This is a genomic window from Pseudomonas sp. nanlin1, assembly GCF_045571515.1.
GTDB lineage: Bacteria > Pseudomonadota > Gammaproteobacteria > Pseudomonadales > Pseudomonadaceae > Aquipseudomonas.
Window position 1 is genome coordinate 1,755,136 of sequence record NZ_CP124218.1, and the last position, 25,500, is coordinate 1,780,635.

A 25,500-nucleotide genomic window follows, 5' to 3' on the forward strand; every position below is an offset into this window, starting at 1 on the left:
CTGGCTCACTGAGCCAGGTGGAGCGTAGCTCGCATTCAGTCTCAGATGCGGCAAAGCGACTAGAGATCTCCATAGGCCAAGCCAAAGCCTCAATGAACTCACAACAGGCTGAAACCGAGCAGGTTGCTACTGCCATCAACGAAATGACCGCGAGCGTTGCCGACGTGGCCCAGAATACCGAGGGCGCAGCACGTGCCGCTGAATCTGCAAGCAGTGCGTCTAACGACGGCTTGAAAGTTATGATTGAAACAAGTGCCGCTATTGAGGCGTTGGCCAACGAAGTGGAGCTCAGTGCAAGCAAAGTCGAAGCGTTAGCGACACACAGCAAAGAAATCGGTGGTGTCATCGAGGTCATCAGTACCATCGCGGATCAGACTAACCTGCTGGCCCTTAACGCGGCCATCGAGGCGGCGCGAGCTGGCGAGCAAGGCCGTGGTTTCGCGGTCGTGGCTGACGAAGTGCGGACTCTGGCCTCGCGCACACAAAACTCCACAGAAGAAATTCGACGGATCATCCAACAGTTGCAAGGCGCTACTGATGCCGCTGTTCAACAGATGAAAGCTGGGCAAACCCGAGCTAGGGAATGCATTCAGGCAGCGAGCCAAGCGTCTGGCAGCCTGAACCAGATCAATGAAGCGGTAGACGGAATTGTGGGCATGAACACTCAGATTGCAAGTGCGGCGGTGCAGCAACATTCGGTCTCAGAGGATATCAATCGCAACGTCATCGGCATTCGAAACAGCAGCTTAATCGTCATGGAAGGCGTAGAGGACAATGCCGTAACGGCTGACGAGCTTTCATTGCTCGCTAAGGAACTTCGCAGCGTAGTCGGCAAGTTTAAGTTATCCAGCAACGCTTGAAAGGAATCTCAAGCGTTTCAATTGTTGATAGCACGAGAAAGTGCTTTGATCGGGTCTGACTGGGGTGATGATGCCCGGCAGTCCCTGATCGACATTGAGGGCTGAGCTTCATCGTTGCGCAATCTCGTAAAACAATAGAGCCAGCTACGCTAGATGACTTGCCCGGACGGTTACCTTGGATCTCCGGGATGGGCTGGCCAATAAGCGCTTCATGGCGGCGCTGCTGACCGCGAATTTCCTAGCCATTCCCTTGTTGGTCTGGGCGTTGACTACGGGACTAAGCAATCATCCCGCGATTTTGGTAGGTGCTTTGCTGGTTCTGCTGACGCCTTGTATCGATTATGTGGTGGTGTTTACCCATATCGGGAAGGGCGATTCCAAACTGATCCTTGCAGCCACTCCATTGCTACTTTTGCTCCAGCTTGTGCTACTGCCGCTGTACCTTGCCTTCATGCTGGGCGACGACTCTGCAGTAGTCATATCCATCGGACCATTCATTGAGGCCTTTGTGGTGCTGATCGCCCTGCCTTTGGTTTTGGCGATAGCAACGGCTGCCGGGGCGAAGCGGTCGCGCTTTGTTGACGGCTGGAATAGCGCATGGGCTTGGATGCCTGTGCCGGCTATGGCTGCTGTGCTAGTGGTAGTGATTGGCTCGCAGATTTCGGCAGTGGTCAGAGATATAGATAAGCTGCTACCTGTGATTCCTGTCTACATCGGCTTCATGCTCCTGGCTCCACTGGTGGGTGCGCTGGTTGCGCGAGCATTCAAATTGCCAGCTATCACTGCCAGATCAGTTGCATTCAGTAGCTCGACACGCAATTCATTAGTCGTTTTACCTCTAGCGTTGGCTTTACCCGAAGAAATCAGAGGGCTAGCTGCAGCTGCGGTCATTACTCAAACGTTGATTGAGTTGATAAGCGAGCTGATCTATATCCGAGCCATTCCTGCGTTGGTGTGGCGCAAAATTTAGGAGCCGATGACTCATCCTCCCACGCCGTAGCTGCTCGTTGGCCCTGTTAGCGCAATGCGCTAACAGGCTTGTAAGCTCAAGGTTAACTAAATAGACCGCTGGTTCACCCGTTTGGAAAGGGCCTCGGCGTCCTCCTTGCGCTCCGAATAGCGGTCTACCAGGTAACTCTCTCGACCTCGTACCAACAACGTGAATTTCACCAGTTCCTCCATCACGTCCACTACCCGATCGTAGTAGGCAGACGGCTTCATGCGCCCGGCTTCGTCAAATTCAAGGAAGGCTTTGGGTACCGAGGATTGATTCGGGATCGTGACCATGCGCATCCAGCGGCCCAGGATACGAAGCTGATTGACCGTATTGAATGACTGGGATCCGCCGCATACCTGCATCACGGCCAACGTCTTGCCTTGCGAGGGCCGTACCGCGCCCATGGCCAAGGGTATCCAATCGATCTGCGCCTTGAACACGGCCGACATCGACCCATGCCGTTCCGGCGCACACCACACCTGACCCTCAGACCACAGCACCAGGTCGCGCAGTTCCTGGACTTTTGGATGTTCCACGGGTGCATCATCAGGTAACGGCAGACCTGAAGGGTCGAAGATGGCCGTCTCTGCGCCCATGAGATTCAGGAGTTGCGCTGCCTCTTGAGTCAGCAACCGACTGAACGAGCGCTCACGGGTGGATCCATAGAGCAACAGGATGCGAGGCTTGTGATCGGGCTGCATACCCTGGCCAAGCTTCTCAGGCGTAGGCACATCGAGCAGGGTTAGGTCCAGGCTGGGGAAGTCTTCCGGATATTCGGATGTAGGCTCGATCATTACAGCGCTCCAATCCTGTCCAACGCATGCTTAAGCTCTGTTGAACTGAGCGCATCCAAATCCAAAGCAAAGAAGGCCGTAAATCGGTTCTGGATAGTTGCCACGGTACCCTCAAAGGCTGCCTGCTTTTCCTCATCGCTACCAACGACATCCGAGGGATCAGACAACCCCCAATGACTCTTGATAGCAGGGCCAAAATAGACGGGGCAGGGCTCGCCTCCAGCCTTGTCACAGACGGTGATCACAACGTCAGGCGGATTGCCCTGGAAGCTCTCCGAGCCCTTGCTATGTAGCCCTGACGTATCGATGCCGAGCGCTTGGAGGGTACTGACCGCCTGTGCATTGAGTCGTCCGCTCGGAAAGCTGCCGGAGCTCACTGCTGTGACGCCTTCAGGGGCCAAGTGGTTGAACAGCGCTTCAGAAAGCACACTCCGACAGCTATTGGCGGTACACATGAAAAGGATTTTCATCGGTGGCTCCTAGGCTTGGATGCTGAGCCGCAGGGCGAGTGCGGCCAGGGTAATAAGCAGCACAGGGATGGTCAGCAGGCTGCCGACCTTGAAGTAGTACCCCCACGTGATGCGGATGTTTTTTTGAGCCAGTACATGGAGCCACAGCAACGTGGCCAGGCTACCGATCGGGGTGATCTTGGGCCCCAAGTCGCAGCCGATGATATTGGCGTACACCATGGCCTGATGGACCACGCCTGTGGCCTGACTGGCCTGTATCGAAAGCGCACCGATAAGCACGCTGGGCATGTTGTTCATCACTGAGGACAGCAATGCAGCCACCACGCCGGTACCCATAGTTGCGGTCCACAGGCCCTGTTCAGCGAAGACATTAAGCAGAGACGTGAGAGCGTCCGTGAGCCCTGCGTTGCGCAGCCCATAGACCACCAGGTACATCCCTAGCGAAAACACCACAACCTGCCACGGTGCATTTTTGATAACCGTACGGGTAGAAATAACGCAGCCTTTGCCGGCGATCACCAGAAGGATGAGTGCGCAGCTGGCTGCTACTGCACTGATAGGAACCCCCAACGGCTCTAGTGCAAACAGACCGACAAGCAGCAGCGCCAAGACCCACCAGCCTGCGACAAAGGTAGCCTTGTCACGGATGACAGTCCCAGGCGCATGAAGCTGCTGTGGATCATAGGTAGTGGGTATGTCGCGCCGATAGCACAGCCATAGCATGAACAAGGTCGCCACTACGCTGATCACGTTCACAGGCCACATGACCGCGGCATATTCAGCAAAGCCAATCTGGAAGAAATCAGCCGACACGATATTGACCAGGTTGGACACCACCATGGGCAGGCTTGCGGTATCGGCGATGAAGCCTGCAGCCATGACAAAGGCCAGAGTAGACGCCGGGCTAAAGCGCAAGGCTGTGAGCATGGCAATGACGATGGGGGTCAGGATCAACGCAGCGCCATCGTTTGCAAACAGGGCCGAAACAGCGGCGCCCAGCAGGATCATCAGGATGAACAACCGGATGCCTTTGCCTTGGCCCAACCGGGCCATGTGCAAGGCAGCCCACTCAAAGAATCCGGCCTCATCCAGTAACAAGCTAATGATGATGACGGCGATAAAGGTGGCCGTTGCATTCCACACGATGGCCCATACCGTGGGTACGTCGCCTAAACCAACCACACCCGTAAGCAAAGCCAGTACTGCGCCGCCGGCGGCGCTCCAGCCTACGCCTAAGCCCTTCGGCTGCCAGATGACCAACATAAGTGTCAAAGCGAATATTGTGATTGCAGCAACCATATGGAGACGCTCCAGCGAAATCAGCAGCACGCGGCCTGACGGACCGGACGACCTTCCATTGATGCAAGACGGCTTACGTCTTGATCAATCCAGGACTGATTAGCACTGCGTGTTATCTGGAGCACTTGCATAACCCATTCGGGCAACTGTGGATGCAAGCGGTAATAAATCCACTGTCCCTGACGGCGGTCCGCTAATAACCCGCAATTACGAAGTTGGGCTAAATGCCGAGAGATTTTCGGCTGGCTATCATCCAGCGCCCAAATCAGCTCGCAAACACAGAGCTCGTCTTGGTCAGCGAGCATGAGCATGATGCGTGTGCGCGTTTCGTCGCCAAGACATTTGAAGACGGTCGCCGGTAGCAGATCCATGAGCACTCCTAGTGGATATGTATATTCACATATACAAATATACACATTCTTTAAGGATTCTGCATGATTCAGGAACGACTCTTTTTTTGCCTGCTTGTCAATACTGAAACAGCAAATCAGGTTGACTTATGACTTTTGAGGCATGCGAAGGCTTTCGGTCAATTACTGGTGATAAAATAGGTTATCACCACTTATTGCCGTTTATCGGTTTTAGCAACGGCGGACTGATATAGCGATGATTTTGTGACCGAAAGCTTTGAGAGCGATTGCAGGATAGCCAATGATGAGAACGATATGCAGGAACTGACGAAAAACCATACGAATGATCAGCGTCGGCTCACGGCGGTCGAATTTCAGACGCTGGCCAAGGTTCCAGCCGCGGTCGAGTGGTTTGCCAACCTGGACAACCCTCGAACACGACGTGCTTACCAAAACGACCTGGAAGACTTCTGTAGTTTTATCGGCTTGGCTTCGGCCGATGAATTTCGGGTCGTGACCCGATCGCATGTTTTAGCCTGGCGAGCCCACCTCGAGCATCGCGGTTTGGCCGGAGCCACGATCCGGCGCAAATTGGCCGCGCTGGCCAGCCTCTTTGATCACCTCCTGGAGAACAATGCGATCGCCGGCGGCAATCCAGTGCATGGGGTAAAACGTCCCAGGATAGAAAGCAATGAAGGCAAGACGCCGGCGTTGGGTGACCACCAGGCGAAGGCGCTGCTCGAGGCGCCGGATGAAACAACACTTAAAGGGCAGCGCGACCGGGCGCTATTGGCTGTTCTTCTCTATCACGGACTGCGCCGTGAAGAAGCGGCGCTGCTGCAGGTGAGCGACATTCAGGAGCGCCGCGGTATTCAGCATCTGAAGGTTCACGGCAAGGGCGGCAAGGTGCGATACCTCCCGTTGCACCCGATCGCAGCCGGGCGTATTCATCAGTACCTGGAAAACTCAGAGCATCATCTGGCCGAACGGAAGGTGCCACTGTTCATGCCGCTGCGAGGTAAATTGACCGGCGCCGGTATCACGGCAAACGGCATCTATGCCGTCGTCACGGCCTACGCGAAAAAGGCCGGGATTGAGGTCAACGGCCTTGGGGTTCATGGACTCCGAGCAACGGCAGCCACCAACGCCTTGGAGCATGAAGCCGATATCGCCAAGGTCCAGGCCTGGCTGGGTCATGCCAACATCAGCACGACCAAGATCTACGATCGGCGGGAGAACCGGCCGGAGGATTCACCCACCTATAAAGTGAAGTATTAATTGAAGTGATCGAGGCCTAAGCGGCAGCTCACCCACGCGCACTGCCAAGGATGTGGTGCAACGCTGCCCATGGATGATGACCTTCCACATCGCTGGCTGGACAGGTGTCGGCATGTAGAAAGGGGCTTTCGCAGTCTTCCAGCGCTTGGCTTTCCATGCAGCCAGTGCATACAGCACGTCCGGCAACGATCGACCATCGACCGTTCCGTTCCTCAACACCTCGTTCAGTCTCCACTGTTTCGACTCCTCAGCGTACGTTTGTTAGATGCTGAAGGTAGCGCTGTGCGGGCCGATTTGATACGCCCAAAACCATACCCTTGTTTGAGTTGTAAGCCATGCGCACCAACCAACAAAGCGACGCCTGTTGGTCGGCTTATTAACGGCAGCTTTCGGCCATAAGCAGACCTTCGCCCGCATATTTACGATGCCCTACCGTTCTAATTGGCGTTGCCTCAGAATATCGGTCCACTAGCGGCTGGATGGAACCACCATGCGCATCGTCACAGACTCCCGGCCAAACGAAATCCTCAGGCTGGCGTTACGGGAATACGTCCAAGGTGTACCGTACCTCGGCCCCATTTTTCGTTGAAATGATCCATCAAAGATTTATGAGGCGCGGCGGCTGTATGTTGGCGAAAATATCAGGTGTGTATTCTTCTGGTTTGCGCCACTGACAAAGCCAGTGGCGTAAGCCAGCCTATTAATTATTTGACGTTACGGCTTGGCAACGTGCCAGACTTGGTTGACGCCGTCACCGGTTGTATCCCCTGGCTTGGTATCTTTGACCCAGCTGTAAAGTGGCATGCCTTTGTATGCCCATTGTTTTGTGCCATCGTCTCGAGTGATGACAGAGTAATCATGACCCGCTTTCGCGTCTGCGGATACCGGTAGAGGTGGCCAGTTTGAAGCGCATGGCCCATTGCAGACCGACTTGCCCGAGGTGTCCTTACCGAAGGTATAAAGAGTCATACCTTTTGCGTCTACGAGTACTTTTCCCTTGTCCGTTTCAGCAAGCTTGACTGGCGCATCGGCGAGCGCCAAACCCGACATGCAGCTGGCGGCAACAGCGACGGTGAGAATCATCTTTTTGAACATATGTATTTCCTTTGGTCATTTTTAATTTTTAGAAGACCCACCTGCCTCTGAAACGGCAAGCGATCAGACAATAGACGAGCCACAAACAGGTTAATTCGACTCCATAGAAAAAACGTCCCGATATCATTTTTTGCTGGAATGCTGGGCTCTCCCCCCCCCCGGACCCTGTGCCTTCCTCAATTGAGCAAAGCGACGCTCACGGTCAAGCATCATTGGCTCATCTCAATGAGCGACGGCGATCCATCATCCAGGACTCATCATTTTCACTCATTATTATTCACTTGGTCGTGGAGTATCAGCAGGCCCCCATGAAGGCCTGCGCTGTTCAATCAGTCGGCCTTGAGCGTCGACACCACCTTGTTGCTGGCGAGATCGACTGTGGAGATACTCAAGTCCTCATTGAGGACATACGCCTTCGACTTGTCTTTGGTGAAGACAATGGCCTGGCGGGGTGCCTTCAAACCGGTCACAGTGGTGGTCACTTTCAGCGTTTTGGTGTCGATCACTGAAAGGCTGTTGTCACCGAGGTTACCCGAGTAGACGTGCAGCCCGTCTGGAGTGAGGGCTGCGCCGTAGGGGTCTTTGCCAACAATGACGGTGGTTGTGATGGCGCGTTTTTGAGTGTCGACAACTGCGATGCTGTTACTGCCGCTGTTAGCCGCGTACAGCGTATTGCCGTCCGCCGATATGGAGATGGCGCGCAACTTGTTGAAGCCAGTGATCTCACCTTCAATCGTATTGGTCTTGCTGTCGACCAAGGTAATTTTGTCCCCAAGAAAGTTGGTGACATAGACGGTTTTGCCGTCAGGACTTACTCGGATGCCCTGGCGCGGTTGGGAGAAGCCAGGTACCACAGCTACTGGCCGCTGGTGATCAAGGTCAATGACCGACAGCGTGCTGGCCGCTTCATTGTTGACGTAGAGCAGGCTTCCGTCCTTGCTGAGTGTGGTACCAAAAGCACCTGCGCCCAACGGAATATCTGCGATCACTTTTAAAGTCTTGGTGTCAATCTTGCGCACGACCCCCAAACTGCTGTCGGAGAGGTAGAACACATCGCCAGTTGGCGAAAACACAATATTTCGCGGCGTGACGTAGCCGGTGAGAACCTGGCGAACCTTACCGGTTTTCAAATCATAAACCACTACATCTGGACGCTGACTGTAAGAGACCACCGCCGTCGTTTCATCAGGGCTGACGGCCAGCGAGTTGTTGTGAATATCGCCGTCAAACGTCCAGCGATCTTGCGCGGCCCACGCGCTCATCGATGCGGCCAACGCAACACCCAACGTCAGGGCTGTGACGGTTTTCTTTATCACATTCATCAGAATTTCCTCATAGGGTAAGCAAGGCACCCAGTCGCGCCTTGGCATATACAACTCGTTCATCGCTGCAGGGCAATGAGTTGACTTTATGCGTCGTTGATAAATTCCGGAAACAACTTGTTTTGGTAGCTCTTACCTGTTTTATAAATAGGTCTAGCTACTCCTGGCTCACGAATTGACTGCATTTTTCCCAGAATCGCTCAAGCCCAGGCGAGATGTATTTGTCCCGGTGACGGATCAGAAAAAAACGTCGGGTCAGTGCAGGCAACGCGTGCGGCAGTTCAACCAAGACTTCAGAGGCCAGTAGATCCCGAACGACCCAGCGGGACAGGCAACTGATGCCGATGCCTTGTGCGAGGGTATGCTTGATGGCCTCTGAACTGCCGATCTGGCGCGTTTCGGCGAGATCGTGCAAATGACGCAGCAGCAATTGTTCGACTTCTTCACGGGTACCAGAACCTGGCTCGCGCAGTAGCCATTCAGCGGTACGAAGATCATCAAGTGTGACCTGCTGCTTTAGTGCCAAGGGGTGCCGTTGGCCTGCGGCAATAAGCAACTCATCAATTAGCCAAGGCTCGGCACTGAGTTCGGGCAGGTGGCAAGGCCCCTCGATCAGGCCCATATCAATCTCGAAATCAGCGACTCTTCTTGCGATAGCCATGCTGTTGGCCATGTCGACATCGACCCTCAAATGTGGTGTTGATTGACGTAGCTCACCGAGAATCAATGGCAGAACATAATTGCCTATCGTGGTACTGCATCCTACCCGCAAGCGTGTCTTCAGCCCGGCATGGCCGGGTAAGAAACTGGCCTCTATCTGTTGTGCATTCTCAAGCATCCTTCTGGCTTGAGGCAGTAAGGCATGGCCGTTATCGTTCAGCACTAAACGCTTGCCTACACGGTCGAACAGCCTGGTATCCAAGGCGCTTTCCAACTCGTTCAGTGCGGCGCTGGTTGCAGATTGGGACAGTGACACCGAAATGGCGGCGCTGGTGGTGCTACCGTGCTGCGCGACGGCGCAGAAAATTTGTAGCTGGCGTAGGCTTAGCTTCATGTAATCTACCTTCTTTATAGGTCATATAAACCTATACTATCCGTTTTTACCGCTATTCCCATCAAGCTATACTTCAACCATGTCATATCGAAGGCACACTGAAGCGGGAGCGCGAAAATGAGTGAGACACGACTCGCAGCTATAATGGGCGGCAGCCATCCACTGGCGGCTTTGTCCAATCCACGAGAAGCGATCCGGCAGTTCACACCCAACTGGTTCGCCGCCACGATGGGCACCGGGATTCTGGCGCTGGCTCTGGGCCAACTGCCCTTTGTTGCGCAGTGGCCCAAAGCGTTAGGGGAAGCCTTGTGGTTTTTTAATATCGTGCTGTTTTGCCTGTTTACGCTGATGTACGCGAGCCGTTGGGTATTGTTCTTCGATGAGGCCAAACAGATCTTCGGCCACTCCACTGTATCGATGTTTTTTGGAACTATCCCCATGGGATTGGCGACCATCATCAACGGTTTTCTCCTTTATGGTTTGCCACGCTGGGGGGGTGGGGTAGTCGCTTTAGCCGAAGTGTTGTGGTGGATCGATGTCACCATGGCATTGGCCTGCGGGGTGCTGATCCCGTATATGATGTTTACTCGCCAGCAGCACAGCATTGATCAGATGACAGCGGTATGGCTGCTGCCAGTAGTTGCGGCTGAGGTGGCTGCCGCCAGTGGCGGTCTATTGGCTCCGCACCTCGCTGATGCGAGCGCACAGTTCACCATGCTCATCACCAGCTACGTGCTGTGGGCCTACTCGGTGCCCGTCGCCTTGAGCATACTGGTGATCCTGTTACTGCGCATGGCTCTGCACAAACTACCTCATGAAAGCATGGCAGCATCGAGCTGGCTGTCTTTAGGGCCGATCGGTACCGGGGCTTTGGGGATGTTGCTACTGGGCAACGATGCTCCAGCAATCTTTGCTGCCCATGGAATGGCAAGCATCGGCGGCGTAGCCGAGGGCATTGGCTTGATCGGTGGTGTGCTGTTCTGGGGGCTGGGATTGTGGTGGATGGTATTGGCGCTGCTAATTACCGGGCGCTACTTCAGGGAGGGCATTCCCTTCAACCTCGGCTGGTGGGGCTTCACCTTTCCGCTGGGAGTGTACGCCGTAACAACCCTCAAATTGGGCTCTATGCTGCACCTCACGTTCTTTAGCTTCTTTGGCGTGGTGCTGGTGTTGATGCTGACTGTCATGTGGATGATCGTCGCGGCTAAAACCCTGGCTGGTGCCTATCGCGGCAACTTGTTCGTCTCGCCGTGTATCCACTCGCTGAGCAAGGCGAGCAAAACCTGAGCCTTTGGCTACTTGATCGACTGTTTGGCGTGACGCAGTGTGGACAAAATGCGCTGCCTAACATTCGGGTGAGTGCAAACGGAAAGGGGGCTTGGGTGTGGCATTTCCAGCAATGAAAAATTAGGGAAGGCGAGCCGAACACGCGGTATGGCTTTCTGGGCAACACGTCCGGCAAACACGATAGTGACGAGATCAGGGAAAAGCGTCAGTAGCGTGATCAGCATCTCGATACCTTCCTCAATTTGCGCTCTGCGGAGCGGACCCTTGGGCTTATCGAGATCTGGTAACCAAGGGTACAAATTCCAAAGGACGGTTTTGTGACGTGCCAGTCCAACCTGCTCAATGAAACCTTTCAGGTTGCGTTGTGCAGGCCCCGGATTGTCTCTTGAGACATACCGTGGAAGACTGACCGTTCGAGCGGGCGATTCCAACAAGATCAATACCCTTGCGAAGACGCCGCCATCCAGTGGATCGAAATACGGTAATGTTCTTTCGCCCGTGGACTGGGCCATTACCCAGCGCGTCAATTCAGCAGTTTTCGGCAGCAGCAAAAAGTCTTCTCTTACCTTAAGAGAAATTTCCTGCTCTGCGCTTTTCTGATTGAGTAACACTACTTGGAAGCCTCCTTCTTCAGGTTATAGGCCGCTACCGATTTACGAATATCTTCCCGCGCTTCGTCTGCGCTCCCCCAGCGGCCCATTTTCACCCACTTACCCGGCTCTAACGCTTTGTAGTTTTCGAAGAAGTGCTGAATCTGTGCGAGGAGTAACGCAGGGAGGTCAGAGCATTCCTTTACATTGCTGTACATAGAGCTGAGTTTTTCATGAGGCACTGCGATTACCTTGGCATCCGCACCAGCTTCGTCCGTCATGTACATCACACCTACTGGGCGACTGCGGATGACAACGCCAGGTGATACCGGGTAAGGGCAAATCACGAGGACGTCCAAAGGATCGCCGTCATCGCTCAAGGTATTTGGAATGAACCCGTAGTTAGCCGGGTAGAACATCGGCGTGCTGAGGAAGCGATCAACGAAGATCTGTCCACTTGGCTTGTCCACCTCGTACTTGATCGGCGAGTGGTTTGCAGGAATCTCGATAACGGTGAAGAAGTCATCGGGGATCGCGTTACCAGCTGGAATATCCGTGTAGCTCATGCTCATATCTCCAAGCGTCTAGGAAAGGCCAATGCCACTGACGTTTTTGCCAACAGCTATACGTGGTTCGTTTTTTTACGGTAACCAGTCCAACAGGTTTACCGGCGATAGGCCGTCAGCGCACGAATGCATCATGTCCTGCATAAAACGCACGGCTGCCAAGATCCTCTTCTATTCGCAGAAACTGATTGTATTTCTCGACCCGCTCCCCCCGGCATGGAGCTCCTGTCTTGAGATGGCCAGTCCCCATCGCGACAGTCAGATCAGCGATGGAGCTGTCCACCGTCTCCCCGCTACGATGAGAAACCATCGCCCCCCAATTTGCCCCATAGGCCATTTCGATGGCGGCTTTGGTCTCAGTCAGCGTTCCGATTTGATTAGGTTTGATCAATACGGCATTGGCGACGTTTTCTGTGATGCCTCGCTGAATCCGTTCGACATTGGTGACAAATAGGTCATCTCCAACCAACTCGATCCGGTCACCCAGAGCTGCATTCAATAGCTTCCAGCCTGACCAATCGTCTTCCGCGAGTCCATCTTCCAGTACCGCAATCGGATACTTGTCGACCCAGGAGGAATAGAGATTAATCAGCTCTTGAGCATCGACCTTACGACCCTCAGAGCGCAGATGGTAAAGGCCGTTTTCATAGAAGCCGCTGGATGCTGGATCGATAGCGATCTCGATCTGAGATCCAGGGGTGTAACCAGCCCTCTCGATTGCCTTGATGATCAGCTCAATGGCGTCTGAGTTTTTCTTGAGTGCCGGCGCAAAGCCGCCCTCATCTCCGACCGCTGTTGAATAGCCGGCGTCCTTAAGCACCGCTTTCAGCTCGTGGTACACCTCGGAGCCCCATCGCAAGGCTTCCTTGAAACTGCCAGCCCCTGTAGGTGCAATCATGAATTCCTGAAAGTCAGGGCCTTGCCAGTTGGCGTGAACACCGCCATTGAGAATATTGAACATCGGGACGGGCATTCTTGCTGCTTGCTCGCCGCCCAGATATTGGAACAAGGGCAAGTTCAGCGCAGAAGCCGCCGCTCTGGCAACGGCGAGGCTCACGCCCAAGATCGCGTTTCCTCCAAGCCTGGATTTATCAGAGGTTCCATCCAGCTTAATCATCAAATGATCAATTTGTTCCTGGTCAATCGCATTCATGCCCCTCAGAGACTCAAGTATTTCGGTATTCACATTGCTAACGGCCTTTAACACTCCCTTGCCGGAGTACCGCTGTGTATCTTTGTCACGCAACTCAACTGCTTCGTGAGCGCCTGTAGAGGCACCGGACGGTACTGAAGCCCGGCCCATGGCGCCGCACTCCAAGGTGACGTCGACTTCAACGGTAGGGTTACCGCGTGAATCGAGAATTTCACGTGCATGAATGGCCTGGATTTGCGTTTTCATTGATCTTCTCCAAGTAACGATTCGGGAGCGTCATTAACCATTTGAATCCGTTGAGAGGCCTCTATGTCGGACGTCAGCTCTCCATGAGTATCCTGAACAGCTGCACTGCCGACACCGCAATTGCGGGAACCAAGAAGCCTCCAATAATTAGTTCAGGAATCTCTCCCACCAAGGGCATGAACTGCCCTCTTTTTGCCATCTGGAAAAGCTCCATCATTTGGTTTGAAGCAACCATTACAGAGCAGCAATACGCCGTCTGGGCTTGTAGCCTGACGCGCCTTTGATTTAGCAGATGAAAGGTCAGCAAGGACACTCCAACGCTTACGATGAAAAGCGCGGCGAACTCATAGACGGATCCTGTGAAAAACCTGCCCATCACAAGCCCGAATACGATGCTCAGCGTCACTGCGCTCATGTGGTCTCCCAATTCTCTAAAATGATTTTGATGAGCCGACGTCGGTGAGCTCCATTTCGCGATCTCATCTTTGGATTGCCAACCGCCATCGCGCTCAATGTTGCTGTGCTCTCAGCTCGTAGCCCGGTACGCAGGTCTGGGCTACGTCGGCCTTGCAGGACTTTTCACTGGGCATACGCATCGTGACTAATGCGCCTTCGAGCGGGGTGACGACGTACCACCCCTCGCTCGAAATCTTTTGATTGTCTGCGATGCCCGCCAGAAAAAGCGACCAAAAAACCAGTCCTACGAGGAGCTGCCTGTTGTCATGAGCCCAGTTAGCGGGGGCTGGCTGTGGACGTAGGTTATAAACTCGGTACATGGCGTTTATCCTTTTTATCGGTTGTCCAACAAGGTGCGTTTTTTAGTTTTTCGCCTGGCCCACTCGACCGTATTCGATGGGCAATTTGATATAGCTCAGTGAAAACGACTCCTTGGCCAATGCCTCCAGCAACCTGTCGCACCCAATTTCATCAGTGGATATAGTCACCGTGACGGGATGGTCGGCACCGCCGAGGAAATGCGCCGTATGCAAATGCCCCAAATGATCTAGCCCCTCTGTACCGCTCACCAACGTCGCACCCAACGCGCCCTCTCGCTTGGCGAACTCGACCAACCACTCTCCCAGTGGAAGGTGCTGGTAGTTGGTACTCTGTTCGGTGAAAAACGTCAGTTGAAAGCCGTTCATAGCTACATCCTCTAATGTCGCGAGTGACCGACGCTTCGGTCGGCCTTACCTCTTCATTTCCGAGCTGTTTTCAAACTGAATTACGACGCGTCAGTGAGCGGTAACTCACATAAGAGAAGAACTGCTCGCACCTTGCGTAACTCGTCAGCGTGGTCGCGCAGGTATGCGCGCAGCTTGTCCTCTGTATCTAGCAATTCCAGACACTGGGGATGACGCATATCGCCAAGCTCCGGGTGATGATGGGAGATGCGATGGCCTGGCAAATAACCTGCAGAAATCGTCTTGAGCATGACCTGCTCAATTCTTGCTTTTTGAGCAACTTTAAGGAGGTGCTGGGCTAGTGCAGGTGCGCTTAGGTGGTGCCAGAAGCTGGTCACGCGAGCCCGGCTAGCGCCAGGAAAATAGAGTTGCAAAGCTGTCAGGCGATCTTGGTGATGTTCAATCATTTCTCTTCCCCCGCAAGAGTCACTTTCCGCTCGCTGGCGGATTCACTTTGAGCATGAAATTGCTTGATATCAGAGAGCCGGATTTCCTCCGGAAGAGGACGGTGATGCTTGCTGTGGCCGACGCGCTGGGCGTGATAGATCCCGGTGTGTCCGGATACGAGGTAACTTGCGATACAGGCAATGGCTGCAAGCGGAGCAATTTCGGGCCCGAAGAGCTCCATGGCCATAACGATGGTTGCCAGTGGCGTATTAGCTGCACCGGCAAAGACGGCGACAAAGCCGATACCAGCCAGCATGCCGAAGGGAAGGTGCAAGAGGGGAGCCAGCGCATTCCCCAAGGTGGCACCGATGTAAAACAGCGGTGTGACTTCGCCGCCCTTGAATCCAGTCCCCAGGGAGACAACGGTGAACACCATCTTTCCAAGCCAGTCCCAAGGGGCCATTGGCATTTGAAAGGATTGGACGATGCTCGGAATGCCTAGCCCGATGTACTTATCAACGTCGATGTAATGGTTACTACCGAGCGCCCACACTGCGACTGCGATCAGCAGGCCGCCGGCGAAGGGTCTTAATGGTGAATAGGTGATAAGCCGCTTAACGAAGGCTCCGAGCTTGTGGGTCGCAGTCGCGAATAGCAGGCCGGTAAGGCCAAAGACAATCCCAGCTGCCACCACAGCCATGACGCTCCACAGCTGCACCGGAACCACTTCGCCAATGACGTAATGCGTGTGAACCACGCCCCAGGCTTGCCCCACCTGGTCAGCAACGATTGCCGCAACCACGCAAGGGAAAAGCGCGTCGTAACGCATACGTCCAATGGCCAATACTTCAAGTCCGAATAAAGCCCCGGCAAGAGGGGTGCCGAAGACGGACGCAAAGCCAGCACTGATACCGGCCATGAGAATCACCCGACGGTCTTCGCGGCGCAGACGGAAGACATGCGTCAGTTGATCGGCAAGGGCACCGCCCATTTGCACCGCCGTCCCCTCACGTCCCACAGATGCACCAAAAAGGTGGGAAACCACGGTTCCGATCAGCACCATCGGCACCATGCGCAAAGGCACGATCTTCTTAGGATCATGGATCTCATCGATGATCAGGTTGTTTCCGGCATCAACGGGTTTGCCTATCAAGTGATATGCAAGTCCCACAGCAAAGCCGGCCACTGGCAGGAGCCAGATTACCCAGGGATGGGTTTCTCGCCACTGGGTGGCATGATCCAAAGAAAGCAGGAATAACGCAGAAGCAGAGCCTGCCAAAAGAGCTACAAGACCAGCAAGCGCAAGCCATTTCGCTATATAGGGCAGTAAGTCGAGTTGTTCAGGTCGTCGAAATTTAGACATTTGGCCAGCCACAAAAAATAAGTGGGCCTGACCAAAGAAGGGATTCTAAGCGCGAACGCCTACAGACCTGGTTTGATCAGGTTTCTGTAGGCATCATCAGCTGCTACGGGCGCAGCGGTTTGTTAATGGAGGAATGCCATCTCCAATGCGCCGATCTTAGCTAGGTCTGTCCAAAATGTAAAATCGTGTTTCGGAGTACGAGGCAAGCGAAGGCGTCTTCGAGTCACCGCTTACGAAAGAGGGCCAAACTAGGTGACCTCTGTTCCGACGAAGCCCAGCTCAACTGGGGTTTTTATGTAAAACAACGAGATATCTTCAAGCTCCAATCGCTTGAATAACTGTTCAGATTCGTCCTCGGTAATGGCCATACGAATTTCGGTAGGCTGATCCGCTAGTTCAAAAAAATGCGAGGAATGCAGCCGGCCGGTATGCCCAAAGCCTTCGATACCTGTGGACAGAGTCGCACCCCGCAGTCCCATTTCTTTCGCCAAATCAACGACCCAGTCGCCGAGCATCTTTCCCTGATAGCGACGATTCTGTTGAGTAAAGAAGGTCACCAGAAAAGCTTTCATGTTCCTCTCCTCAGCGCGTGTTGATTATTTGATAGGACAGAAGCCCGGCAGCCGTCATTACCAGCGAGCCCACGACGTGTAGTGAAACTGAGCCTAGCGCCCAGGGCAGCCTACCCATCACGACCAATACAGCCGCCATAGCCGGTACAGGCATCCAGGCCCATGCGTTGTTCCAGCTTTCAACGATGCGTGATCTCTTTGCCCCGGCAGCTGTTGCTACCGCTAAGACCAAAGGCAAAGCGATCAGCATCACAAAGGCCTCAACAAATGGGCCTATAGAAATGACCACTGTTGAGTCGTTACCCAGCATGAAGGTCAGGTACACCGGCAGCAGTACAAGCTGCATCAAAAGAAGCAATGGGGTGGCCGCCAGAGTGAGTTTGGAGTCGCCTTTACCGATATGGGTAAAAACCACCACATAGTCGATACAAGGCGTCAGCAAGACCAACAGGGCACCCACCAAAATCGCCGGGTGATTGGTTATCCCCATCGTCAATGCCCAAACCAGCAAGGGGATGGCCACGAAGTTGGCTGTGAGCAGCGCCGCCATGAAACGCTTATTTGCGAGGCCATTACGGAGATCCAAGAACGGGATCTGTAGAAACATGGCGTACATCAGCACTGCGATGGTGGGTGTCACCGTCGACCCTAATGCTTCAGACGCATTGGGGGCGAGCAGGCCTCCGAGGGCCGCGACAATGACCGCGACGAAGTAAATGGGAATCTGGTTAGTCTCTAGCTGTTCTCTGTCCACAAAATGCCCTTCAAGCGCGTGAAATTATTTTCTGAAGACAGGTTAATATCTGTAGCTGCTACAGGTTCAAGAAAATGCTTGGGGAGTTTGCATGTCAGGAATCGGGGCGCTGTCGAAATCAACGGGTTGCCACATTGAAACGATTCGCTACTACGAGAAAATAGGCCTTTTACCTCCCGCCCTGCGGTCGACTGGGCGTCATCGAATCTATACTGAAAAGCATCGATCAAGACTCGTCTTCATCCGGCAGAATCGTGAATTGGGTTTCCCGCTCGAAGATATCCGAGAACTCATCGCGCTCGCAGCAGATGCTGATCGTCCGTGCGCTGACGCGCTTTCGGTGGTCAAGAAGCACCTAGCGGAAGTAGAGTCGAAGGTAGCAAAGCTTCAGCAAATCCGGGTAGAGCTGCTCTCAATGGCAGGTATGTGTGAGTCAACATGCTTAGGTTCGAACACTCCAGACTGCACGATTGTTGAGTCACTTTTTGAACCTGCTGCTGGGGTTCGCTCTGGTTGCTGCTCCTAGACGAGTCAAGAGCATAGGGGGAGCAAGCTGCCATCGAAACCGAATAGCGCGATAGCCTCGACAGGGTGTTTCGAGCGTCCGTCTACACCAAACGGGCTGGTACAAGATGTGTTCGGCAGACGCTTACGACCTGATCAATTCCTGGTGGAATGAAAGGCGTGACGCTGGCCCGGGAAGCCAAGCGCTTTTACCCCACTCCAAAGGTGTCGCTGAAAACTGGTTATTCCGAAAACTCGCTAGAGCCTACGGATGCGGGGGGATTTTGATGTTATCCAAATCTTACGTGCCCATCGATCTGGCTAAGAAGGTGAGGCAAGTGCTGGAGGGGCCCAACGGGGTCAGATGACTATTCGTTCTTGTTCAGTGCAGCCGTCAAAGCCCGCCAGCTTGCTCTAATGGTGCATTGATACACCATGCGAGACTGAGCTGACTACTAAGCGTGCGACCACTGCACCTGGACAATACCGTGCCGCTTGGCGAGTGGCTTGCTAACGATCTGGACCCTGTCTCGGCGATATTTCGGGATCTGCGCTACCCCCGAATCCACTGCAGCCCAGTGCCAGGCCTCAGCATTGCTCATGATTTCCGCGCTGACGTAAAAGCTCTTGTCGGCACCATTGTGCACGTACTCGATTCGATAATGAGCGGAGTGTGGCATGGGCAATTCCTTTCCCGGAATGTGACGAAGTTCCCTTATTCGGAAAATCCCCAAGTTCCTAAGTTCCGTCTCTTTGAATCACCTCACCAGCTCCGGCAATGGCGGCATAGTGTTTAGTCCACACTGAGGCCTAAAGGCAAGTGGCGAATCCCCGATCTGTTATCAACCAATCTTCAGGCCATGAAGCTCAATTGCTGTGGAGTCACTCAGATTGCTGACCGGGTGGAGCGACTGGCTCATACCCATGGCAAGACGTGGCACACCTGGCACACCGATCAAGACAAAACACTTCCCCTAGGTGTTCCACAACTGATGATGGGGTTCACAGCTGACGGCCAGGCTGATCCCGCAATGCAGCAACAACGCAACCAACGCTTGGGAATCGTCAAGTCGGTAATCAAAGCTCAACGAGCCGATATTCAGATCCCCAAAGCAGATCCAGGTGCGGATGGATGGCAGCATGGGAAGACAATTCAGATCAACGATCCTACGGGACATCTTCACGGGCCCGCAACGTCACCCACCCCACAAAACACAAACAGCCGATCAACCCAATAGCCAATAGACTGTGCAATCCCTGCAGGCTCACGCTCAGGGAGGACGGTATATCGCCAAGGCACAGTCGACAGTCTAGGTCCGATATCCAAGGACATCGGACGAGTCCGCTGACGTACGTGAATACCTTAAACCTTGAAACGATTGACCAGCTGATTCAGACTAACCGCAAGCTTCGACATCTCGTTGCAAGCGCTTGCAGTCTGGCTTGCACCTGCAGAACTTTGGGAGGCCAGCTCGCGAATGCTAACCAGATTGCGATCGACTTCCCGGGCGACGTGCGCCTGTTCTTCCGAAGCGGTGGCGATGAGAATGTTACGCTCGTTGATGCCCGTAATAGCTGTCGCGATCTGGTCAAGCGAACTGCTGGCATCGCCTGCGACGCTTAGGGATTCTGCAGCCAGTTCTCTGCTGGTGGCCATCGCCTTCACGGCCTGGTCAGAATCGTTCTGAATGGCCTGAATCATCTGCTCAATTTCTTGCGTAGACACTTGCGTGCGGTGAGCGAGGGCTCGAACTTCGTCAGCAACGACTGCGAAGCCTCGGCCTTGTTCACCCGCCCTAGCGGCCTCGATCGCGGCATTGAGCGCAAGCAGATTGGTCTGCTCAGCAATGGCTCTGATCACCTCAACCACTTTGGAAATGTTCTGTGCACGATTGGACAAGCCAGTGATCTGCTCGCTGGTGTCGCGCACGTTGCTCGACAGCTTTTCGATGGACTTAAGCGTCTGCGATACACGCTCCAAACCAACCTCCGTATAGCCCTGACCTTTCCTGGACTCTTCGGAAGCTGATTCGGCATTGCGTGCTACCTCGTCCACTGCAGCGCTCATCTCGGTGACAGCAGTTGCAGCCTGATTTACTTCATCATTCTGCGACACCAGGCCAAGGCTGGATTGCTCAGTCACCGCGGTCATTTCTTCCGAGGCGGCAGCCAGTTGGGATGAGGAGTCAGCGATCTGCATGATCGTGCTTCGAAGGTTCTGCTGCATCGTGGCCAACGCGCTCAAAAGCCTGCCTGCCTCGTCGGTACCGCTTACCTCAACCTCCTTCGTCAGATCGCTTGAGGCAATGCGTTCGGCGACGCTAAGGGCGCTCCCGATGGGCGACGTAATCGTTTTGGTTAGAAGAGTTGCCAAACAAAGAGTCAGGAGCGCGACGAAGATAATCAGGCCGATGACGATGTAAAGACCTGAATCATAAACTTGCGTCGCTTGAACACCGGCAAGCGCAGCGCCTTTGTTATTGAATTGTGTTAATTCCTCGACCTGAGTTTCCATTTGGTTCGTGAGGGGACGTATACCGGTAGCGACGAGTTTGACAATCGAAGCGGTGTCGCCTGCCTTCAACAAAGGTTCCAGCAGATCCAGTTGGCTTGCGTAATCGTCGTAGGACTTTTTCACGGCCAAGAACAACTGTCGCTCCTGGTCACTCGCAATGAGGGTCTCATAGTTATAGACCGCATCCTTCATGGCTTTCCGGTAGGCAGGAAATTTGACGATGGTCTGCTGAACGGTTTGAGGATCGGCAACGGCCCGCTGGGTCTCCAACCGGACGCGAAGGACGGTGGAGTTCATCATCGCGGTTTGCCGAATACTGGGTAGCCAATTCAGTTCGACATCCTTTTCCGTATCGCGAAGCTTGCCCATCTGCAGTATGGCGATGACGCCCAAGACCACGACCAGCAAAATGATGGCCGAAAAAAACAAGGTGGCGCGTGGAGCGAGGTTTATATTTCTGAGCCGCATAGGACTTCCCACTGCAAGATGGCCAGAGGCCTGGTCTTGAAGCTATCGGCTAGAAATCGTGAAGGATTATGGCTGTTCGTCAGCTCGTTGACACCACGTCCCCCGGCGGCGCATGCGTACCATTGTCGGTTATGGCCGTTACTTACCAATGTAAGAAATACGTTATCACCAATTATTACCGTTTGTCGGTTTCGGAAACAGCGGGAGCATTTGGCGTTGCTTTCGTGACTGAAAGCACGGCAGATGATCGAAGGCGATCCAACAATGAGAAGCTCATGCAGGAACTGACAAAATCCCAGCAGAATGATCAACGCCGACTCACGTCGGTCGAATTCCAGACGCTGGCGCAAGTTCCGGCCGCGGTCGAGTGGTTTGCCAACCTCGACAACCCTCGCACACGGCGCGCTTAAGCGTCTGCTTTTGGCCGATAGAAGCTTGTCGCTAATGACTGCACTGATTCGGCCGCTTGTCGGGCAGCCTATACCTCTCGAAAGGGCTTGGATCAAGACAAAAAAAGAAAGCAGATCTCTAGGCCTATGGCCCGGAGGTCTGCGTCTTGTCTGCCTTTATCGAACATCCGTATTCCGCCCATTCCTCCATCATTGCACGACGCTTCTCAAAAAGATCGGTTCTGAAGTACGCCGCTTCCGCCTTGTCCTGCCGATTATGCGCCAATGCCTGCTCACAGACCTCGCGAGGATAACTCGTCGCCTCCGCTGACCAGTCCCTGAACGTCGAGCGGAATCCATGGATAGTGAGGTCTCCACGTTCCAGATACCGTAGCCCCATCAGCATAGCCATATTCGAGAGATGCTTCCCTTTCTGGGTACTGGGGAATACGTAAGGGTTGTCTTTGATCTTTATCAAGCTGCGCAACACGTCACATGCCGCCTGACTCAAGGGAATCCGGTGCTCCTTGCCAGCCTTCATGCGATGAGCTGGAATTTTCCAAACCGCATTCTTCAGATCAATTTCATCCCACGTTGCTGCTAAGCACTCATTTGTTCGGCAAGCCGTCAAAATGGTCAGCAACATCGCTCTGTAGCTGGGCTCGTTCCTATCCTTGATGCGGCTGATGAAGCCTGGCAGTTCGCGCCATGGCAAAGCAGGATGATGTACTACCGCTTTCACCTTTGAACGAGGCGGAAGAAGCTTGTCCAAATGCCCGCGCCAGCGTGCTGGATTTTCGCCGTCTCGGAGTCGTCTTGCCTTCGCTGCATCAAGCACCATCTCCATTCGGTTACGAACCCTTGACGCAGTTTCAGGCTTGGTGTGCCAGATAGGGGTAAGGATCCTCAAGATTTGCTCAGTTGTGACCTCTTCCGTTGGCGTATCCCCGATCACCGGAAAGGCATAGGTGGTCAGCGTATTCAGCCATTGCTGAATGTGCTTTGCATTCTTCCATCCCGCTTTATGTGCCGCTATATAGTCTTCCGCTACCGTTCTGAAGCTGATAGCGCGTGCCTGCCGAGCTTCCTCGGCAAGTCGCGATGCTTTGCGTTCTGCATCCCTGCTGACCAGCGGATCGATCTCTTGGCTAAGCATTTTCCGATGTTCGGCCGCAGCTTCTCGCGCTTTCTTCAGCGTGATCGTAGGAAAACCGCCTAGGCCCATTTCCCGTCGTTTACCAGCGAGTTGGTACCTCAGGACCCAGTATTTCTTCCCGGTCGGTTTGACGACCATTCTGAGACCTTCGCCATCTTCGTAGGTCCCCGAGGTCGTCAGGTTTTCGATTTGCTTCGGGTTGAGTTTACCCATGACGTTGTACCCACACTCCTACAGGCCGGGGGATCGTTCCCCCATTTGTTCCCACATTTCTAGATGGATGCAGCAATATCTTACGGGACGTCTTCGGACGGTATGATAGGCTGAGAGGCCCGATTTACCTAGCCTCCTCGGACGTTTTGGGACGAAATAGGATGAGCCGATGGCGGACTTCTTCACCGCCATATCGTACCCACAGAGCCCCGCATTGCGGGGCTTTGTGCTTTCTGACGTTTGTTGTTTCCTTCAGCGTACGTGCGGGGTAGGAGGGGGTCTTGCCCCCGAGCTCCGCCCCTGCGCCTGAAACAACGCCTGAATAACCCCCCGCAACCATCGATTACCACTGTCCAAATGATAGCGCGCGTGCCAGTGCTGCTTTACCGAGAAGCCAGTAATAGCCACCGGGCTGTCGTGTACGCGCAACGAGTGCATGGTCGCCAGCGTTTCGCCGATATGCCGGGGAAGGGTGGCGATCAAATCTGTAGTGCCGATGATTGCACCCAATCCAAGAAAACCCGGTAATTCCAAAATCACCCGGCGCTCGATGGCTTGGTGCATCAGCGCGGTCTCCAACAGTTTTTGCCCGGTACCGGCGGTGATTTGCACGTGGCCTTCCGCCGCGTAGCGTTCAAGGCTAAGCGTTTGTTCGATGCGGGGATGCTGGGCGCTGCTCAAGCAAACCCAATCCTGGGCGAACAACACCTGTTGATACATGCCCCCTCCCAGCCACGGCACGAAACCCACAGCCAAGTCAGCCTCGCCGGATTCCAGTGCTTGTTCGGTGTTGCCGTCAATGCGTGCGGCTTCCAGGCGGATGCCCGGCGCCACTTTACGCAGGTGCTCCAAGATGCGCGGCAGTAGCGTGATATGGCTGGCGTCTGTGACACACAAGCGAAAGCGGCGATGGGCAGTGCCCGGATCGAAACTGGGCTCATGGGTGGTGAGTCGCCTTAGAGACTCCAGAATTTCCCGGCAGGGCCCGATCAGCGCGTCCGCACGAGGGGTGGGAGCCATGCCAGTCGGCGTTCGCACAAAGAGGGGGTCATTGAGTTGCTCGCGCAGGCGTCCGAGCCAGATGCTGATGGTGGGTTGGCTCTGGCCTAACTGTTCAGCGCAGCGGGTCACGCTGCGGGTGGTGTAAAGCACGTCGAACAGGTGCAGCAATTTGGGTTCTGGCAGGCTATGGGAAAGGGTCATTATTGTGTTTTGCAATGGGGCTATTGCAATCACTGTATAGCCCAATAAGCACCCGATGCCTACTGTGGTCCCATGAAAAGCGGAGGCCACGTGTTGAAAATATGCATTCTGGGGGCAGGCGCATTAGGGTGTGCCATTGGCGCGAAGCTGAGCGAGGCGGGCCACGAAACCTGGCTGTTGAACCGTAATGCCGCACACGTGGAGACGATCAATCGTGCAGGGCTCAACATTCAAGATGAGCTCGGCGAGCGTGTGGTGCATATCCAGGCGCGAACCTCAGCCGCGAATATCGGCCTTGTGGATCTGGTGGTGGTGTTGGTCAAGTCATTCCATACCCAACAGGCGATCCAGGGGGCCATGGCCCTGGTGGGGCCGCACACTCTGGTGCTGTCTTTGCAGAACGGCCTGGGTCACGAAGACATACTGGCCGATGCCGTGGGCCGTTCGCGGGTGCTGGCTGGCAAAACCTACGTCGGTGGCGTGCTGCTGGGCCCTGGCAGTATTTGCTCCGGCGTGGCAGGCAAGTCGACCTACATCGGCGAGTTGGACGGCAGCATCAGCCCCCGTGTGCAAGCCATTGCGGACGCGTTTCAGGGGGCAGGGCTCAACACCATCGTGAGCGACAATATCGTTGGCACGATGTGGGACAAGCTATTGATCAACGTGGCCACTGGCGCGCTGACCGGCATCACCATGTTGAATTATGGCCAGCTGTATAGCGAGCCAGTGCTCGAAGGCACAGCGCTTGCCGCCGTCGCCGAAGCCATCGCCGTGGCAACCGCCGCGGGCGTGCGCCTTAGCGTGACTGACCCGGGCCAGGCGTGGGAGCTGGCCTCGCAAGGCCTCCCGGCGTCATTCAAAACGTCCATGTTACAGAGCCTGGAAAAGGGCTCTATCACCGAGATCGATTTCATCAACGGGTCAGTCGTGCGCTGGGGTCAGCGTTACGGCATACCCACCCCTGTCAATACCACGCTGGTCGCCTGCATCAAAGGCATCGAGCGGGCCATGGCGGATCATCAACAAGAGGAGGCCAACCTGTGAGCATCCCAAAAGCTTATGTGGAACACGTCGCCGTGTGGGTCAAAGACATCCACTGGCACATCCGCTTCTTTAATGATGTCTTCGGCATGACGCTGCGTGAGGTTCAAGGCACCGTCGAAGACCCGGTTCAGTATTGGAACCTGGGCGGCATGCAGTTCATGAGCGCTCCTGATTTTGAAGGCCCTGACGGTCGTCTGGGCCACTTGGGCGTCATGTGCGAAGACATGGAAGCCGCGCTCGCCGCCGCCTGGCAATTCGACGTCAGTGAAATGCCCCAAGGGCGCAATTGGTTGCGTCTGCCCGACGGCCTGGCGGTTGAGTTTATCCAAGCCAGCCCCGCCGCCAGCGTGGCGCAAATCCTCGCTATCAACCCTCGTGTGTGAGCTTTCC

Annotated in this window: 26 protein-coding genes, 6 pseudogenes and 1 riboswitch; of the genes and pseudogenes, 10 read left to right on the forward strand and 22 right to left on the reverse strand. The window is 54.6% G+C overall.

The window, feature by feature from the left end; translation table 11 throughout:
• The first annotated feature begins 143 nt into the window (after window positions 1-143).
• Window positions 144-860, forward strand: a complete 717-nt coding sequence (locus QCL65_RS08230; RefSeq protein ID WP_407316739.1) for a methyl-accepting chemotaxis protein — start codon at window positions 144-146, stop codon at window positions 858-860.
• Between the two features lie 175 nt (window positions 861-1,035).
• Window positions 1,036-1,830: pseudogene (locus QCL65_RS08235) on the forward strand (arsenic resistance protein); the annotation flags it as partial.
• A gap of 86 nt (window positions 1,831-1,916) precedes the next feature.
• Here the strand turns inward: QCL65_RS08235 and arsH are convergent.
• The 4 genes from arsH to QCL65_RS08255 are packed head-to-tail and all read right to left on the reverse strand — an operon-like array spanning window position 1,917 to window position 4,791.
• Complete coding sequence (arsH, locus tag QCL65_RS08240) at window positions 1,917-2,651, reverse strand: arsenical resistance protein ArsH (protein WP_122743641.1); 735 nt, start codon at window positions 2,649-2,651, stop codon at window positions 1,917-1,919.
• Window positions 2,651-3,121 carry an arsenate reductase ArsC gene (locus QCL65_RS08245; RefSeq protein ID WP_122743640.1) on the reverse strand — a complete coding sequence of 157 codons (471 nt, stop codon included), beginning with the start codon at window positions 3,119-3,121 and terminating at the stop codon, window positions 2,651-2,653. The genes arsH and QCL65_RS08245 overlap by 1 nt, the downstream gene beginning before the upstream one ends.
• A 9-nt stretch (window positions 3,122-3,130) precedes the next feature.
• Window positions 3,131-4,420, reverse strand: coding sequence for an arsenic transporter (locus QCL65_RS08250; RefSeq protein ID WP_122743639.1), 1,290 nt, complete (start codon window positions 4,418-4,420; stop codon window positions 3,131-3,133).
• Between the two features lie 20 nt (window positions 4,421-4,440).
• On the reverse strand, window positions 4,441-4,791 hold the full coding sequence (locus QCL65_RS08255) for a metalloregulator ArsR/SmtB family transcription factor (protein ID WP_109514200.1): 351 nt from the start codon (window positions 4,789-4,791) through the stop codon (window positions 4,441-4,443).
• Window positions 4,792-5,085: 294 nt separating this feature from the next.
• On the opposite strand from QCL65_RS08255, the gene QCL65_RS08260 reads away from it, so the two are divergent.
• Window positions 5,086-6,048, forward strand: coding sequence for a tyrosine-type recombinase/integrase (locus QCL65_RS08260; protein WP_407315746.1), 963 nt, complete (start codon window positions 5,086-5,088; stop codon window positions 6,046-6,048).
• 714 nt (window positions 6,049-6,762) lie between these two features.
• Here the strand turns inward: QCL65_RS08260 and QCL65_RS08265 are convergent.
• The 3 genes from QCL65_RS08265 to QCL65_RS08275 form a co-directional block, all read right to left on the reverse strand.
• The gene (locus QCL65_RS08265) at window positions 6,763-7,143 is read right to left on the reverse strand and encodes a hypothetical protein (protein ID WP_003317528.1); all 381 of its coding nucleotides are present in this window, start codon (window positions 7,141-7,143) and stop codon (window positions 6,763-6,765) included.
• Window positions 7,144-7,472: 329 nt separating this feature from the next.
• Entirely contained in the window at window positions 7,473-8,465 is a 993-nt protein-coding gene (locus tag QCL65_RS08270; protein ID WP_003317529.1) for a beta-propeller fold lactonase family protein, read from the reverse strand.
• Between the two features lie 157 nt (window positions 8,466-8,622).
• On the reverse strand, window positions 8,623-9,519 hold the full coding sequence (locus QCL65_RS08275) for a LysR family transcriptional regulator (RefSeq protein ID WP_003317531.1): 897 nt from the start codon (window positions 9,517-9,519) through the stop codon (window positions 8,623-8,625).
• 144 nt (window positions 9,520-9,663) lie between these two features.
• On the opposite strand from QCL65_RS08275, the gene QCL65_RS08280 reads away from it, so the two are divergent.
• On the forward strand, window positions 9,664-10,806 hold the full coding sequence (locus QCL65_RS08280) for a TDT family transporter (RefSeq protein ID WP_003425063.1): 1,143 nt from the start codon (window positions 9,664-9,666) through the stop codon (window positions 10,804-10,806).
• An 8-nt stretch (window positions 10,807-10,814) separates the two neighbouring features.
• Here the strand turns inward: QCL65_RS08280 and QCL65_RS08285 are convergent, their stop codons facing one another.
• From QCL65_RS08285 to QCL65_RS08330, 10 genes and pseudogenes are all read right to left on the reverse strand, one after another.
• On the reverse strand, window positions 10,815-11,417 hold the full coding sequence (locus QCL65_RS08285) for a uracil-DNA glycosylase (RefSeq protein WP_003317532.1): 603 nt from the start codon (window positions 11,415-11,417) through the stop codon (window positions 10,815-10,817).
• Entirely contained in the window at window positions 11,417-11,962 is a 546-nt protein-coding gene (gene ppa, locus QCL65_RS08290; protein ID WP_003317533.1) for an inorganic diphosphatase, read from the reverse strand. The genes QCL65_RS08285 and ppa overlap by 1 nt, the downstream gene beginning before the upstream one ends.
• A 115-nt stretch (window positions 11,963-12,077) precedes the next feature.
• Window positions 12,078-13,361 carry a phosphopyruvate hydratase gene (gene eno, locus QCL65_RS08295; RefSeq protein WP_003317534.1) on the reverse strand — a complete coding sequence of 428 codons (1,284 nt, stop codon included), beginning with the start codon at window positions 13,359-13,361 and terminating at the stop codon, window positions 12,078-12,080.
• A gap of 73 nt (window positions 13,362-13,434) precedes the next feature.
• On the reverse strand, window positions 13,435-13,776 hold the full coding sequence (locus QCL65_RS08300; RefSeq protein ID WP_003317535.1) for a hypothetical protein: 342 nt from the start codon (window positions 13,774-13,776) through the stop codon (window positions 13,435-13,437).
• A gap of 94 nt (window positions 13,777-13,870) precedes the next feature.
• A complete protein-coding gene (locus QCL65_RS08305) occupies window positions 13,871-14,137 on the reverse strand; it encodes a hypothetical protein (RefSeq protein ID WP_003317536.1) in 267 nt (88 codons plus the stop codon).
• A gap of 42 nt (window positions 14,138-14,179) precedes the next feature.
• Entirely contained in the window at window positions 14,180-14,503 is a 324-nt protein-coding gene (locus QCL65_RS08310; RefSeq protein WP_003425060.1) for a DUF190 domain-containing protein, read from the reverse strand.
• Window positions 14,504-14,583: 80 nt separating this feature from the next.
• Window positions 14,584-14,949 (reverse strand): hypothetical protein, encoded by a 366-nt coding sequence (locus tag QCL65_RS08315; protein ID WP_003317538.1) that lies wholly within the window; start codon window positions 14,947-14,949, stop codon window positions 14,584-14,586.
• Entirely contained in the window at window positions 14,946-16,292 is a 1,347-nt protein-coding gene (locus tag QCL65_RS08320; protein WP_011267047.1) for a voltage-gated chloride channel family protein, read from the reverse strand. Before QCL65_RS08320 ends, QCL65_RS08315 begins: the two co-directional genes overlap by 4 nt.
• Window positions 16,293-16,372: 80 nt before the next feature.
• Window positions 16,373-16,445, reverse strand: a riboswitch (Fluoride riboswitch).
• A gap of 95 nt (window positions 16,446-16,540) precedes the next feature.
• On the reverse strand, window positions 16,541-16,864 hold the full coding sequence (locus QCL65_RS08325; RefSeq protein WP_003425054.1) for a DUF190 domain-containing protein: 324 nt from the start codon (window positions 16,862-16,864) through the stop codon (window positions 16,541-16,543).
• Between the two features lie 115 nt (window positions 16,865-16,979).
• Window positions 16,980-17,618: pseudogene (locus tag QCL65_RS08330) on the reverse strand (arsenic resistance protein); the annotation flags it as partial.
• 91 nt (window positions 17,619-17,709) lie between these two features.
• On the opposite strand from QCL65_RS08330, the gene QCL65_RS08335 reads away from it, so the two are divergent.
• Window positions 17,710-18,144: a helix-turn-helix domain-containing protein gene (locus QCL65_RS08335; RefSeq protein ID WP_003425026.1), complete on the forward strand. Its 435-nt coding sequence runs from the start codon at window positions 17,710-17,712 to the stop codon at window positions 18,142-18,144.
• 137 nt (window positions 18,145-18,281) lie between these two features.
• Window positions 18,282-18,490 (forward strand): annotated as a pseudogene (locus QCL65_RS08340) (hybrid sensor histidine kinase/response regulator); the annotation flags it as partial.
• 87 nt (window positions 18,491-18,577) lie between these two features.
• Here the strand turns inward: QCL65_RS08340 and QCL65_RS08345 are convergent.
• On the reverse strand, window positions 18,578-18,802 hold the full coding sequence (locus QCL65_RS08345) for a DUF6555 family protein (RefSeq protein WP_003425025.1): 225 nt from the start codon (window positions 18,800-18,802) through the stop codon (window positions 18,578-18,580).
• A gap of 222 nt (window positions 18,803-19,024) precedes the next feature.
• Between QCL65_RS08345 and QCL65_RS08350 the strand changes: the two are divergent.
• Window positions 19,025-19,360: pseudogene (locus QCL65_RS08350) on the forward strand (DUF1264 domain-containing protein); the annotation flags it as partial.
• Window positions 19,361-19,485: 125 nt separating this feature from the next.
• Here the strand turns inward: QCL65_RS08350 and QCL65_RS08355 are convergent.
• Both QCL65_RS08355 and QCL65_RS08360 read right to left on the reverse strand, forming a co-directional pair.
• Window positions 19,486-20,349, reverse strand: coding sequence for a methyl-accepting chemotaxis protein (locus QCL65_RS08355; protein ID WP_407316741.1), 864 nt, complete (start codon window positions 20,347-20,349; stop codon window positions 19,486-19,488).
• Window positions 20,344-21,105 (reverse strand): annotated as a pseudogene (locus QCL65_RS08360) (MCP four helix bundle domain-containing protein); the annotation flags it as partial. The pseudogene QCL65_RS08360 and the gene QCL65_RS08355, both read right to left, overlap by 6 nt.
• 275 nt (window positions 21,106-21,380) lie before the next feature.
• Between QCL65_RS08360 and QCL65_RS08365 the strand changes: the two are divergent.
• Window positions 21,381-21,512, forward strand: a pseudogene (locus tag QCL65_RS08365) (integrase); the annotation flags it as partial.
• 127 nt (window positions 21,513-21,639) lie between these two features.
• On the opposite strand, the gene QCL65_RS08370 reads toward QCL65_RS08365, so the two are convergent.
• Complete coding sequence (locus tag QCL65_RS08370; RefSeq protein WP_122743636.1) at window positions 21,640-22,863, reverse strand: site-specific integrase; 1,224 nt, start codon at window positions 22,861-22,863, stop codon at window positions 21,640-21,642.
• A 252-nt stretch (window positions 22,864-23,115) separates the two neighbouring features.
• Window positions 23,116-24,066, reverse strand: a complete 951-nt coding sequence (locus QCL65_RS08375) for a LysR family transcriptional regulator (RefSeq protein ID WP_407315747.1) — start codon at window positions 24,064-24,066, stop codon at window positions 23,116-23,118.
• Window positions 24,067-24,159: 93 nt separating this feature from the next.
• On the opposite strand from QCL65_RS08375, the gene QCL65_RS08380 reads away from it, so the two are divergent.
• Together QCL65_RS08380 and QCL65_RS08385 are read left to right on the forward strand one after the other, a co-directional pair.
• On the forward strand, window positions 24,160-25,110 hold the full coding sequence (locus QCL65_RS08380) for a ketopantoate reductase family protein (RefSeq protein ID WP_407316743.1): 951 nt from the start codon (window positions 24,160-24,162) through the stop codon (window positions 25,108-25,110).
• Window positions 25,107-25,493 (forward strand): VOC family protein, encoded by a 387-nt coding sequence (locus QCL65_RS08385; protein ID WP_407315748.1) that lies wholly within the window; start codon window positions 25,107-25,109, stop codon window positions 25,491-25,493. The genes QCL65_RS08380 and QCL65_RS08385 overlap by 4 nt, the downstream gene beginning before the upstream one ends.
• Window positions 25,494-25,500 lie beyond the last annotated feature (7 nt).